General features: G+C 61.8%; 12 protein-coding genes. 7 read left to right on the forward strand and 5 right to left on the reverse strand.

Features of this window, described 5'->3' with window-relative positions:
- Positions 1-132 precede the first annotated feature (132 nt).
- The 3 genes from Cth01_RS07935 to Cth01_RS07945 all read left to right on the forward strand — a co-directional run bounded on the left by Cth01_RS07935 (position 133) and on the right by Cth01_RS07945 (position 2,201).
- Entirely contained in the window at positions 133-984 is an 852-nt protein-coding gene (locus Cth01_RS07935; protein WP_034384136.1) for a DUF2167 domain-containing protein, read from the forward strand.
- A gap of 88 nt (positions 985-1,072) precedes the next feature.
- On the forward strand, positions 1,073-1,825 hold the full coding sequence (locus Cth01_RS07940; protein WP_045838902.1) for a hypothetical protein: 753 nt from the start codon (positions 1,073-1,075) through the stop codon (positions 1,823-1,825).
- A 61-nt stretch (positions 1,826-1,886) separates the two neighbouring features.
- Positions 1,887-2,201, forward strand: coding sequence for a DUF2322 family protein (locus tag Cth01_RS07945; RefSeq protein ID WP_045838903.1), 315 nt, complete (start codon positions 1,887-1,889; stop codon positions 2,199-2,201).
- 6 nt (positions 2,202-2,207) lie between these two features.
- On the opposite strand, the gene Cth01_RS07950 is transcribed toward Cth01_RS07945, so the two are convergent.
- From Cth01_RS07950 to Cth01_RS07970, 5 genes are all read right to left on the reverse strand, one after another.
- On the reverse strand, positions 2,208-3,437 hold the full coding sequence (locus tag Cth01_RS07950; protein WP_045839130.1) for a GGDEF domain-containing protein: 1,230 nt from the start codon (positions 3,435-3,437) through the stop codon (positions 2,208-2,210).
- 172 nt (positions 3,438-3,609) lie between these two features.
- Complete coding sequence (locus tag Cth01_RS07955) at positions 3,610-4,764, reverse strand: YbdK family carboxylate-amine ligase (RefSeq protein ID WP_034391522.1); 1,155 nt, start codon at positions 4,762-4,764, stop codon at positions 3,610-3,612.
- Entirely contained in the window at positions 4,754-6,037 is a 1,284-nt protein-coding gene (locus tag Cth01_RS07960) for a cation:proton antiporter (RefSeq protein WP_045838904.1), read from the reverse strand. Before Cth01_RS07960 ends, Cth01_RS07955 begins: the two co-directional genes overlap by 11 nt.
- Before the next feature lie 400 nt (positions 6,038-6,437).
- Entirely contained in the window at positions 6,438-7,613 is a 1,176-nt protein-coding gene (locus Cth01_RS07965; RefSeq protein WP_045838905.1) for a M20 aminoacylase family protein, read from the reverse strand.
- A gap of 15 nt (positions 7,614-7,628) precedes the next feature.
- Positions 7,629-8,972 carry a DUF3100 domain-containing protein gene (locus tag Cth01_RS07970; protein ID WP_045839131.1) on the reverse strand — a complete coding sequence of 448 codons (1,344 nt, stop codon included), beginning with the start codon at positions 8,970-8,972 and terminating at the stop codon, positions 7,629-7,631.
- Between the two features lie 204 nt (positions 8,973-9,176).
- Between Cth01_RS07970 and Cth01_RS07975 the strand changes: the two genes are divergently transcribed.
- The 4 genes from Cth01_RS07975 to Cth01_RS07990 all read left to right on the forward strand — a co-directional run bounded on the left by Cth01_RS07975 (position 9,177) and on the right by Cth01_RS07990 (position 13,585).
- Positions 9,177-10,088 carry a LysR family transcriptional regulator gene (locus tag Cth01_RS07975; protein WP_045838906.1) on the forward strand — a complete coding sequence of 304 codons (912 nt, stop codon included), beginning with the start codon at positions 9,177-9,179 and terminating at the stop codon, positions 10,086-10,088.
- An 87-nt stretch (positions 10,089-10,175) separates the two neighbouring features.
- Positions 10,176-11,243: an AAA family ATPase gene (locus Cth01_RS07980; RefSeq protein WP_045838907.1), complete on the forward strand. Its 1,068-nt coding sequence runs from the start codon at positions 10,176-10,178 to the stop codon at positions 11,241-11,243.
- On the forward strand, positions 11,243-13,099 hold the full coding sequence (locus Cth01_RS07985) for a vWA domain-containing protein (RefSeq protein ID WP_045838908.1): 1,857 nt from the start codon (positions 11,243-11,245) through the stop codon (positions 13,097-13,099). The genes Cth01_RS07980 and Cth01_RS07985 overlap by 1 nt, the downstream gene beginning before the upstream one ends.
- Positions 13,100-13,228: 129 nt before the next feature.
- Positions 13,229-13,585, forward strand: coding sequence for a zinc ribbon domain-containing protein YjdM (locus tag Cth01_RS07990; RefSeq protein ID WP_034355880.1), 357 nt, complete (start codon positions 13,229-13,231; stop codon positions 13,583-13,585).
- Positions 13,586-13,684 lie beyond the last annotated feature (99 nt).

Raw genomic sequence — 13,684 nt, forward strand, 5'->3', positions numbered from 1 at the left:
TGTCAGCTCAGTTTGAGCCGCGTTATGCTTCGCGTGCGAATCAACGACTGATGATTCGAATGCGTATGTGAAATCAATTTCGCTATTACCAATAGCAATCCTCAATAAATTCATAACACGGGAGTTCATTGAATGTTCAAGTCCATCGCGGCCGCCGTTCTCGGCCTGTCACTTTCTCTGGGCGTCTGGGCCAAGACCGAAGCCACTCAGGAGTTACCGCCTGAAATCAAGGCCCTGCACTGGCAGGAAAGCGGCAAGGGAGAAATCGCTGACAAGGCCAGCGTCAAGATTCCATCGGGCTATGCCTTTCTCGGCGAGGCCGACACCTCCAAGCTGTTGCAGGCATTTGGCAACCCACCCAGCAGCGATCACTTTCTGATAGCCCCCAAATCGCTGGACTGGTTTGCCGTGTTTTCGTATGACGACACTGGCTACGTGAAGGACGACGAAAAAATCGATGCCGACGACTTGCTCAAATCCATGCAGTCAGGCGACAAGGCCGGCAACGAACAACGCAAGAAGCTGGGTCTTGAAGCGCTCTACACCGATGGCTGGCAGGTTCCCCCGCATTACGACACAGCCACCAAGCGACTGGAGTGGGGTCTACGTCTGCGCGGCGAGTCGGGCGAGAAGAATGTCAACTACACCTCGCGCATTCTGGGTCGTAGCGGCGTGATGACTGCCACCCTGGTCTCCGACACCGCCACACTGGCCCAGAACACCGACGAATTCAAGAAGGTACTCGCCGGCTTCGACTACAACAGTGGCCAGACCTATGCCGAGTTCAAGAACGGTGACAAGGTCGCAGCCATCGGCCTGGGTGCACTGGTGCTCGGCGGCGCTGCCGCAGTGGCCACAAAGAAAGGCCTGTGGGGTGCGATTGCAGGCTTTCTGGCTGCAGGCTGGAAAATCATTGCAGCCGCAGCGGTCGCGCTGTTCGCAGGCATAGGCAAATTGTTTGGCCGCAAGAAAGCCGCAGAATAAGACAGCCGGTCGGTCGCGGCTTCAACCCCTGTAACCCCGCCCCGCGCATCGCTAAGATCGCGGGGTTTGTCTTGTCTCGAAAGCCGTCTTGTACTTCACGATCTCCACGCAGCTGCAGGTAGTTCTGGCCATTGTCCTGTTCTATCTTTATGACGCGGCCTTGCTGCTCAAGCCAGAAGAGGGTTTGCTGCACCCGCTACGCTCGGGATGGCAGGCACAGCTGGCCAGCCGGGGCTTCGAGATACGTCAGAACCGCCTGCTATGGCTGCCTGTTTTTGCACTACACCAGCCCGTCTACCGGCAGCGCTGGAGCGCCACGCGGATTCATCTGCCCGGTGACGCGGCATTTTCAAAGGCAGTGGAGACACATGCGCGCAGCTTCAAAGCGTTTGCGCTGCCGCTGTATCTGCTGGCCGCGCTGCTGTTTCTCTGTCTTCCCGCTGCCTTGCTGATGCTGCATTCCGAACTGCTGCAGCTGATCGCACTCGCGCTGATCTATCTGAGCACGGCCTGCCTGAGCTGGCTGGCCCTGCGCCACGGCAAGCAGGGCCACAGCAATCGGGCCTTCGCGCGCTCTACGGCGTTTCAGATTTTGCTGTGCCCGCCATTTGCCCTCAATGTGGTGCGCAAGCTTTCGCTGTCCTACGAGACTGAAGCCGATTTGCTGCAGGCGGCGCAGGCCCTCATGAGCGCCGCACAGTGGCAGGACCTTGCAGCACAGGTTCAGCAGCTGATGCAGCGCGAAATGGATGAAATTGCCGAGCTGCCCGAGTATGCGCCAACGCTTGCGCAGATGCAGCAGGCGCTGCGGGTGCTGGAGCAAAACAGCGCCCGCAGCTGAACACGCCATCAGACTGCCTCACAATAGCGGCTTCCATCACAGCGACCATCGCGAGCACACCATGGCCTTTGCCGACAACCTCAAGCAACTTCCCTCCATCGCCCATGTCGCCGAGCTACAGCTGATCGACTCCGACGGCAAGCTTGCCGCGAGCATTCCGAATGCGCCAGGCAAGGCCGGCTCTGTCACGGTCTACAACGCCCTCTACGCAAAACATGGCAGCATCAATGTCGCCGCCGCCGAAGAGGGTCTGCAGCTGTTTGCAGAGCACACCGAAGACGCCAAGGCACGCCCCGGCGCTCACCCCAATATCGATCGACTGCTGGAGGTGATTGCAAGTGGCAAGGGTTATACCGTAACGGTGATTGCAGCCTGAGCGTCTTCAGGCCCTTTCCCGGTTAGAAAGGCTTGACCTTCTTGCCTTGCTTTCTAGCGCCTGAGGCAGAAGGTATTCGGGGTCCGCACGCTGAACGCGGTTGCGCCCGGCGCTCTTGCCTCGATAAAGAGCGGCATCGGCCTGCTGCAGCTTGCTGTCAAATGCCTGAGAAGTGATGAACGGATTGGAAACACCAATCGTCGCCGTGCAAGTGACAGAGCCGTGCAGGCTGATGCCAGGTATCGCGATTTCCGCAATCGCCGCACGTATTCTTTCGGCCAGTTGCAGAACTTCATCCCCCTTCAGGCCAGGGCAAAGAACCAGAAACTCCTCGCCGCCCAGACGACATTTCAGATCACTCCTGCGCGTGCTTTGCTGAATCGCTTCTGCCACGCGACACAGCACGTTGTCGCCAAACTGGTGCCCATAGTTGTCGTTGATGCGCTTGAAATGGTCAATGTCCACGATCAAGAGGTGGACCGGAGCGGCTTTCCTGACTGCAAAATGCGCCTCCAGCCCATCTAGCAAACCACGACGATTGAGTAGCTTGGTCAGCGGATCCTGCGCTGCCATGCTGCCGAGCTCGTCCGTCAAACGGCGCAACGCCAGCCAGACAGCGCCTGGCGGAATCACCGTACCGAGGAAGGACATATAGATATAGAACACCATCTGGAAACGGCTGTTCATGTCCAAAGCCTGCAATCCCCCCTTCAGGATCAGCATGAACTTCATGGCATTGAGAACACATATGCCCGCGATCAGGATGGCAAACACCACCATCTCCGCGGCCATATTCCTGGCAAAGCTGCGCGTTCCCCAAAGCAAAGTGATCGTCATGCAGAGAAACAGCAAAGTGCATGCCGCAGCCAACATGGCCTGGCGAGCCTCCAGACCAAGCGTAGACTGCACCAGCACCTGAGCCGCGCTGTAGGCCAGTGCCAAAATCAGCAACGGACGCCAGACCGGCGTCGGCCGATTGAAAAACCGCATCGCACCCACGACATACACTACCGGCGCGCAAAGCGTCAGCGTGTGATTGACGAGGCTCATCACACTCCAGCCAGGCTTGCCGCCCAGCAACTGCAATATATAGGCACAACCAAGCAGCAGATTGCCCAGCGCAAAGACCTCCATGCCCATTTTTCTGCCGGGCAGCCTGCGACTGATCAGCATGAACAGCACGCAAAAACACAACAGATGCACGCAGAGCATGCCAAGGATGACGGTCGCAACCATGAAATCGCTCATATCCGATAAAGCTAGGCGCCGTTTGGCCCAGGCAATGAGAACAGCCGGACCTGCGGATCAACAAAGCAGGTCTGGTCCAGGCTTTACTCATGCCTTCCTCCCCACTCTTAAGTGTTGGCAACTCTAATGCCTTGCGCCGAGCCGATAATGTCAACGCCGGTCAGGGCCTGCCAGCGAATCTGAGCGACGCCTGGCGCACCACCTCCGGCAACTGCTGCACCCGGGCATAGCTTTCGCGCAGCCAGCTCGCATCGTTGCCGCCCTGCAGCACCTGGGCCAGCTCCTGCAAAGCGCTCTTGCCGGATGCCGGCGCATGACCGGTGATGCGCCCCAGCGTCTGCTCGATATGCTCGCGCAGCGGCAGTTGCTCGCTGGTGGCCGGGTCCACATAGGTGCCGTCCAGACCAAAGCGGCAGGCCTGGAAGCGGTTATAGGTATAGACCAGATAGTCGTCTTCGCTGGGTTCGAAGGGCTGCTCACTGAGGAACCAGGCGCCCAGTGCCTGAACATAGGCCGCCAGTTGCGCCGCGCGATGAATGGACAGCGGCGTATCGAAGACACGAACTTCCACAGTGCCGAACTCGGGCTTGGGACGGATATCCCAGTAAAAGTCCTTCATGCTGTGAATCACGCCCGTGGCAGCCATCTTGACAAAATAGCGCTCGAAGTCTTCCCAGTGCAAGGCAAATGGCGCACGCCCCGAGAGCGGAAATGCGAACACCGAGTTCAGACGCGCGGAGTCAAACGCCGTGTCCTGCCCCTGCACAAAGGGACTGGATGCGGACAGCGCAATGAAATGCGGGATATAGCGCGAGAGCCGGTGCAGCATCATCAGCGCATCATCGGCACTAGGACAGCCCACATGCACATGCTGGCCGAAGATGGTGAACTGCTTGGTCAGATAGCCGTACAGCGCCGTCAGTTCCTTGAAGCGCGGCTTGTCGTAAATGCGCTGCTGGTGCCATTGCTGAAACGGGTGCGTACCGCCGCCGGCCAGCGCGATATTGAGCCGGTCAGCCGCCTTGACCAGGGCATCGCGCGTGACCGCCAACTGCTCATACGCGTCCTGTGCATCGCTACAAATGCCGGTCGAGATTTCGATCATGCTGGCCGTCACCTCGGGAACGATGGAGCCCGGGACCTTGGCGTTCTTGAGCAGAGCCAGCATATCGGGCGCATAAGGCGTCATATCGTAGTGATGGGTGTTGAGCAACTGCAGCTCCAGCTCCACGCCCAGCGTCAACGCCTGAGATGGCGCGAATTCGCCCAGACCATCGGTCGCTGCCGATTGAATGTGTTCGACTTCATGCGTCATGACGCCTCTCCCCTCTTTGCAAGGCTGCGCGGCCCACGCCGCGATGAGCATCGCCGCTGCGCCACAGCGCCGTGGCAGCCAGCAGCACACCCAGTACCTCACACAAGGCAATCATGGGCAAGGCAATGGCCGCGAACTGCTGGGCCACGCTGGCATTGAAAGCAGTCCACTGCGACACCAGAGCAGAGACCATAAGCAGGGCCACACCCGAGAGCGCAAACTGTCCGCAGGCCACGGGCCACTGTCTGCGCCAGCCTATGGCCGTACCGTGCCCCAATAGCAAAACTGCAGAAAATTTGCCAACTGCCCTTGCCAGTACGGCGCTAGCCACTACCGAAACAAGAGCGAACGACATGCCGACCTGGGCTGCCATACTGGCAACCAGTACAAACATTAGCAGATTGAGCATGGCATTGGCCGCCTGAAAGGCCTGGGGCCAGATCAATGGCATGGGACTGAGATTGCGCAGCATCAGCCCCGCTACCATAAAGCCCAGCGCGGCCGAACCACCCCATTGCTCTGCCAGCAGACAGACCGCAGTCATTGCCGCGAGCAGATAGAAGGCCGTGCTGTCGCTGCGCGATGACTGCCAACGCAACACCGGCCAAAAAGCGGCCGTGACCAGCAAGGCCCAGAACAGGGTCAGCAGCAGGCTGAGCAACAAACGCCCCAGTCCCGCAGCCGAGAACTGCAGGCCGCCGCCCGCCGCTGCTGCGGCAGGAACAAATACTACCGTCAGCACCAGCGCCCCCAGCAGCGCCAGCAAGGTGCTGATGGTTGCCAGCAGCAGACTGCGATCCGTCACGGCACCGCTGGCACGCAAATCATCGGCAATGCGCAGCAGTACGGCCGGCGATGCTGCCATGGATATCACGCCGACGGCCAGCGCCACGGCCCAGCCCCAACCCAGCGCCAACAAGGCGGCGGTCACCACCACCAGAGTCAACAACGACTCGCCCAGGCTTTGCAGCAGCAGCCAGGGCTGACGCAGCAGCCAGGGAAGGGAAACCTGAGATGCAGCCAGCAACAGGCTCGCACCCACGGCCAGCTCCAACAACAGCGCCGAACTGCCCTGCAGAGGCCAGGGCAGGTCACCAAACCCCACCCAGCCGGCCACCAGGCCGACCATGGTGTAGCCCAGCATACGTGGATAGCCGGTAAAGCGATGAACCAGATGACCGAGCAAGGCGGCGGCCGAAACCAGCACGCACCAGCTCAGCAGCGGTGGAAAGCCGGCAGGCCAGATGCCCGCCTCCAGATTGCCGAACGGCATATAGCGCCCTCCTGTATCAAGACCCGGACAGTGCGACAAATCGCGTCACCAGGGTTGGTGCAGGCAGCGTTGCGAAAGAGATGCGGTCAGTGCCGCGTGAAATTCCGGCCATGCGCCGGAATGCAACACCTGCTATTGCGCAACCAGCTCTTCACCCACAGGATCAAGGCGGCCGCCACGCACGCCCCAGCTCCTGTTGAGATAACAACAGAAACTATCTCGGAGCGCTACAAACATCATAGAGCCCCTGCATCCAATGGCGTTACAGGGTGTCAGCCTTCCGACATTTCTGTGACCGAATGCATTGCTTGGTGCAGTTTTGCAAACCAGCGGATCATGAAAAACGCCGGGCTCAACTCTGCGTTGACCCGGCGTAGGTATGTATGGCAAAACTGCGCTGTCAGGCTGGCAGCTTGCCATCCTTCAGCAGCGCACCCACCAGCGCCACCCAGTAACGCATGCCCAGCGGCAGATTGGCGTCATTGAAGTCATACTTGGGATTGTGCAGCGATGCGCTGTCCTCGCCATTGCCCAGCCAGATATAGACGCCCGGGCATTCCTGCGCCATGAAGGCAAAGTCTTCCGAGGCCATGCTCGGCACCATATCGCGGCGCACCTTGCCCTCGCCCAGCACGCTGGTCAGCACCTCGGCGCAGACTTCCGCATGTTGGGGGTTGTTGATGGTCGCGGGGTAGCTGACGCGGTAGTCGAGATGGGCCTCCAGGCCGTGCAGCGCGCAAGTCGCGGAGATCGCATCGCGAAAACGCTGTTCGATGCGCGCACGCTGAGGCATGTCAAAGCAGCGCACGGTGCCACGCAGCTTGATGACTTCGGGCATCACGTTATAGGTATCGCCGGCGTTGAAGCTGGTCACGCTAACCACGGCCGGCTTGTGAACCTCCTGCTCGCGCGCAATCAGCGCGGGAAGATGAGTCACCAGTTGGCAGGCAGCCAGCAGTGCGTCCTTGCCCAGATGGGGCATGGCGGCATGGCAACCCTTGCCGGTCAGCGTCAGGTCAAAGATGTCGAAGGCCGCCATCACGGCCGTGGAATGCACCGCTGCCGTTCCCACGGGCAGGCCCGGCCAGTTATGCATGCTGTAGACCGCGTCCATGGGGAAGCGCTTGAACAACCCGGCTTCGATCATGGCTCGCGCGCCACCTTCGTTTTCCTCGGCGGGCTGGAAGATGAAATGCACGGTCCCCGCAAAATCGGGCGCCGAGGCCAGAGCCTGGGCCGCCCCCAGCAACATGCTGGTATGGCCGTCATGGCCGCAGGCATGCATACGGCCGGCGTGCGTGGACGCATGCTCGCACTGGTTGAGCTCCGTCACATTCAACGCGTCCATATCGGCGCGCAGGCCGATGGAAGGGCCTGCGCCCATATTGCCCTTGAGCACGGCAACCACGCCCGTACCGGCCAGGCCGGTGTGTACATCCAGACCAAAGCTCTTCAGCAGTTCGGCCACGCGTGCGCTGGTGCGGTGCTCCTGAAACGCGGTTTCGGGATGACGGTGAAAGTCATGGCGCCAGGCTTGCAGTTCCTGCTGGCCGGGCCACTTGATGGTGTTCATCATGGTCGTGCTCCGGCTTTACAGCGTATGGACAAAGGTCTGGGCGATCAGGGTCGCAGCCAGGAACACACCGGCATTGGCCAGCAGCGAAACCACGACGATGCGCCAGCCCAGACGGCGGAAGGCCGGGATGTCCTTGGCCAGCGACAGGCCCGCGAAAGTCAGCATGGGCGTGATCATGGCCAGGAAGTTGACCTTGCCGGTGAGCGCAGCCACTTCGGCGGCATAAGGCGTGAGCGGGAATGTCATGGCCATGGCGATGAACGAGATCCAGCACACGGCAGGCAGCATGCGGCGCGTGCCGACGTAGATCAGATCACCGACAAACACGGCAGCAATGATGAGCAGCACGCCGGGCAGCGCATCCATCACCGGCACGCCATGGCCGATGCGGTTGCCGATCAGCACCATGGCGCCGACCAGGACCCATGAAGCGAAGCGCATGCCCAGACCCAGCGCTGGCACCTGCGCCTGCTCTTCGTCCTTGGCTGCCGACAGATCCACGGCCTGCTCCACCACGGCCTGCTTGCGCTTGCGGCCCAGAATCGGCTCCAGCCATTGATAGGCGCGCAAGGCCAGGGGCAGCGAGATGAACAGCGTCAGATAAGTGCCCACCGTTGTTGCGATCAGATTGGCGGCAGCGGCAAAAGTGGCGATCTGGTCGCTCATTTCGGGATGCTGGGCGGCGATCGCGCCCACGGCGGCGGCCGTCATGCTGCCCGAACCCACGCCGGCGCCCATGCCCAGGGCCAGCGGGTGGAAGATATTGAGGCTGGAGACAAAGCCGGCCAGCAGCGAGATGAAGATGGCGCCGATCAGAGTGCCCGTGATGTACTCGGCCAGCACGCCGCGGCCTTCGGCCGAATCCATGCCGAAACGCTCGCCGATGATGGCCAGGCCCGGTTCACGGCCGATGGAGAACGTCGCGCCAATCGCTTCGCGCTTGATCCCCAGCAGCAGCGCCACGGGCATGCCCAGGGCCACGCAACCGACCAAGTTGCCCAACTCCTGCAACACCAGTCCCCAGCCGACTTCCGCCAGCTTGGGCAGCGAACCACCGACCAGCAGGCCCAGCTTGGCAATGAACAGGAACAGCGCGCAGGACAGCACGGCGGCGGCCAGATTCTGGCTGTACAGGCTCAGTTGCAGCGGGCCGGGCATGCGCTTGCGCAGCAGACCCAGCACTAGGCCGATGAGCAGCGCCCAGATCATGGGCAGCAGCACCACCTTGCCCACGCCCAGCGAAATGGGCAGCGGCCCCAGCCACTCGGACAATGCCGCGATCACCAGCGCCAGCGCAAATACCTGCACCACGCTGCCCACATTCAACGCGGCCTTGGCCGGCTGCACCTCTGTACGCATCAACTTTCCTTGCGCACGACGGCCGCTGCCGACGCGCTGAAATAGCTTTGAACCCTGAAAATGGGCACGGCCAGCCCAAGCTGGCGCTCACCCATGCGGGCGCTGAATATAACAATGCATTTATTGCATACGCATTCTTTTTCTGTTCTAAAAAAGTGAACATACGTATGAATACAGATGTAATTTGGCGACGACAATCGCAGCATGCCCGCCTTTCAAGACTCCCGCGCCCGCTATCTGTTTGAAGCCGTCTACTGCGGCTCCGTTCGTGCCGCAGCCGAAAAACTGGGCATCGTGCCCTCGGCCGTCAGCCGCCAGATCAGCCTGCTCGAAGAGGAACTGGGCCTGGCCCTGCTGGAGCGCCATCGCAACGGCGTGGTACCCACCGAGGCCGGCCAGTTGCTGCTGGACTATCACCGCGAACACACGGCCCACCGCCACGACATGCAGGCCAAGGTCGATGCGCTTCGCGGGCTGCACAGCGGCAGTGTCAGCGTGGTCAGCGGCGAAGGCTTTGCGCAGGAGCTTATCGACGGGCCCATACGCAATTTTCGCCAGCAATATCCGGGCGTCAGCATCTCGCTGGAAATCTACGGCACGACCGAGATCATGCGCCGGATTCGCGAGGACGCTGCCGAGATCGGCCTGGTCTACTACCCGCCCGCCGACAGCCATATCACCGCACGCGGTACGGCGCGCCAGCCCATGCACGCCATCGTCCACTCCCAGCACCCGCTGGCCAGCGCTGCCCAGACTTCGCTGCAGGAGCTCAGCCAATGGCCTATTGCCATGCTTCAAGGTGTGTATGGCATTCGCCAGCTCGTGGAATATGCCGAACGCAAGGACAAGATCCACCTCAGCCCCGCGCTGACCAGCAATCTCATTAGCGTGCTGCTGGCCTTTGTCACCAGCGGCCAGGGCGTGACCCTGCTACCGCCCTGCTCCGTCACGGCCGAGCTGGCAAGCGGGCGCCTGCGTGCCATTCCCATTCACAACCCTGCATTTCAGGATGCGGAGATGCAGCTCATCACTCGCACCGGCCGCCATCTGTCCCCTGCCGCCAATCGCTTTCTGCTGTATTGCATGCAAGGCATGCAGGCGTTCCAGGAACCATGAGCGGCGACCCGCGGCCCGCAAGACTCCAGGTCAGGCCGCCTGAGCATGTTGAGGACGCCGCTGCACTTGCCTTAGACTGCACGCAGCATGCAAACCAGTCTGGCTCTCACTCCCTCACAACTGAGCGAATTCCTTCTCAACGTCGCTACCGTACGCCCCGTGTTCATCTGGGGACCGCCAGGCATAGGCAAATCGGCATTGGTCCAGAACTTTGCGCAAAGCGTGGGGCTTGATTGCGTGTCCCTGCTGGGCAGCCAGCTCGCTCCCGAGGACTTGCTGGGCGTGCCGCAGATCATTGACGGCATAACCCGCTTCTGCCCGCCCGCCATGATTGCGCGCGAGCAGCCTTATTGCCTGTTCCTGGACGAACTCAACGCCTGCAGCCAGGATGTGCAAAAAGCCTTCTACAGCCTGATTCTGGAGCGCCGCGTGGGCGAGTACCTGATGCCCGAGGGCTCCATCGTGATTGCGGCTGGCAACCGCGCCCAGGATTCCGCGATTGTGCGCACCATGTCCTCGGCGCTGGTCAACCGCATGATTCACGTGCAACTCAAGGTCAGCGCCAGCGAGTGGCTGCAATGGGCCCAGCAAGCCCAGTTGCATGCCTTGGTGCTCGAATACCTGGCCCAGCGCCCCGATCACCTGTGGAGCCAGCCGCCCAAGCACGAAGAGGCGTTTTCCACGCCGCGCTCCTGGCATATGCTCAGCGATGCCTTGCAGTCCTATGGCGATGCGCTGAACCTGCAGACGCTGGAAGCCCTGAGCAGCGGCTGCCTCACGCCCCAGCATGCGGCGCAGTTCAAGGCCTTCTACAAGCTGGCCGACGACCGTCACCGTCTGGACGCCATTTTCAAGGGCGATGCCAACTGGCCCCATGCTCCGCAGGACAGAGATGTGCTGTATTTCCTGGCCCAGGCCTTCCGTGCGCGTCTGCTCAAGATCCTGCCCGCCGACAAGCAGCAAAGCGGCGGCGAGTTGCAGCAGACCGTGCACCGCTCCAAGGCCATGCTCAAGGAGCTGGCCCAGATCAGCCTGGAAATGGCGCAGATCGTCACCGCCGAAAGCGACGGCCAGACCTTGCCCGCCTGGTATATGGTGGAAATCGTGCGCGACCTGCCACGCCTGGTGGAAGCGCGCGAAGCGGCCAGAGCCTGATGGCCAAGCCCCCAACGCGCGAAACGCCAGCCACCCAGGCCTATACGCAAGGCCTGGCCATGCTGCAGGCACACCCCATCTTTACCGAACTCAGCCGCAGCCTGGGCTTTGTGCGCAGCGCCCATTCCCAGTGTCCGGCCCATGGCTGGGCGCAGGCCAGCCTCAACCAACAGCGCTTTACCGGCCAGATCGACATCCACCCCAAGCGCATGGCCAGTCCCGAGGAATGGGCATATTGCCTTGGGCGGGCCACGCTCAGCTACGCGCTGGAGCTGTTTCAACGCGACCGCAGCCACTGGGCGCAATGGAGCGCGGCCTGCGACGTGGTCACGGCCCGCTTCATCCAGACCATCAAGCTCGGACGTCCGCCCGAAGGCATGGAATTACCCGACGGACTGCCCCAGCGCGACGAGGCACAGTGGTACGTCCAATTCTGCGAACAAGGCATACCCGACTGGGCGCAGGCGCTGAGTCTTGCCGGTCCCGGCCAGGGCGGCGCTCACCCCAGCCTGGCCTTGCCAGAGCAATGGCCTGAGCCGGCCTCATCCACCAGCAAGCCTCAGCCGTACTGGCGCAGGTACGGCAACTGGCCCGAAATGTTTGCTGCGGGCCTGGCTCGCTCCGTCACCCAATCCGTGGAAATGGCTGCGGGCGTGCGCCGCGAGTTTGGCCAGAGCCTGCCTGCCAGCAGCGCGCTAGACCGCGCACGCCACTGGTTCATGGACAGTTTTCCGCTGCTGGGCAGCATGGTCGCGGCGTTTGACATCATGGAGGACGCCAGCATCTGCGAGCGCGAGGACATTGCCGTCGCCGCGGTCGACGAGATACTGCGCACCATCTACATCAACCCCGGCCCGCACCTGTCCGAGCTGGAGCTGCGCTTCGTCATCGCCCACGAAGTCCTGCACGTCGCCCTGCGCCATCTGCCGCGACGGCGCGGGCGCGAGCCGTTTCTCTGGAACGTGGCCTGCGACTTCGTCATCAACGACTGGCTGATTCAGATGGACGTGGGCCAGCCGCCGGGCATAGGCCTGCTCTACGACCCGGAGCTGCGCGGACTCAGCGCGGAAGAGGTCTACGACCGCATCGCGGGCGATCTGCGCCGCATGCGCAAGCTGCGCACCCTGGCCGGTGGCCAGGGCGACATGCTGGAGCGCAATGTGGGCGGCCAGCGCAAGGCTGGCGACTACACCGATATCGACGAATTCTGCCGCACCCAGCTGGGCAAAGGCTTGCTGCGCCATGAGCAAGACGCACGCGGCCTGCTGCCTGCGGGATTGATCGAGGAAATCCGCGCTCTGCTGCAGCCGCCGATTGACTGGCAGGTGGAGCTGGCGCGCTGGTTCGACCACCACTTTCCGCCCGTAGAGACGCGGCGCAGCTATGCCCGTATCAGCCGCCGTCAAAGCGCCACGCCCGATATTCCCCGGCCCCGCATTCAGGCCGACAGCCGCTGGCTGGAAGGCCGCACCTTCGGCGTGGTGCTGGACACCTCGGGCTCCATGGAGCGCCATGTGCTGGCCAAGGCTCTGGGCGCCATCGCAAGCTACGCCGATGCCAAGAATGTGCCCGCTGTGCGCCTGATATGCTGCGACGCTGCCGCCTACGATCTGGGCTATCTGCCTGCCGCCGACATTGCCCAGCGCATCGCCCTCAAGGGCCGTGGCGGCACCGTGCTGCAACCGGGCGTGGATCTGCTGCTCCAGGACGACGACTTTCCCAAGGACGGCCCCATCCTCATCATCACCGATGGTCAATGCGACCAGCTGCGCGTGCCGCGCGAGCATGCCTATCTGCTGCCGCCCGGCCGCAAGCTGCCGTTTCGCACGGCTGCGCCCATCTTTGTGATGGACTGAAACCAGCCAGGCTCATGCAGCGCATGCCGTCCATATCGGCGCGCAAAGGCCTCTCAATCCACACCTGGGCGACCCACTACTGCTTTGCGGCTAGGCTTGGTGCTTGTTATTTTGAAAGAAAGCCAATCCTTGAGCACGACGACTTTTCCCTCTTGTCCCCAATGCGGCCTGAGCAATACCTACCCCGATGGCGATCTGCTGATCTGCCCCGACTGCGCCCATGAATGGTCGGCCCATGCAGAAGCCATTGCCGATGAAGACAACGGCCCCCGCATCATCAAGGACGCCAACGGCACGCCGCTGGCCGACGGCGACAGCGTGCTGCTGGTCAAGGACCTGAAGGTCAAAGGTTCCTCTACCGTCATCAAAAAAGGCACCAAGATCAAAGGCATTCGCCTGGTCTATGACAACGGCGACCATGACGTGGACTGCAAGACTGATCAGGGTCCATTCATTCTCAAATCCGAGTTTCTGAAAAAGGCCTGAGGCAGCACTCCCCATCGCTGAACCCAGCGATCCACCAACGCCCGGAGCCATGCCGGGCGTGTCCGCTAGCACAATGTGGCGGCTCAAAAGCTCTGGCAA

The organism is Comamonas thiooxydans (assembly GCF_000964545.1).
Taxonomy (GTDB): Bacteria; Pseudomonadota; Gammaproteobacteria; order Burkholderiales; family Burkholderiaceae_C; genus Comamonas; species Comamonas thiooxydans.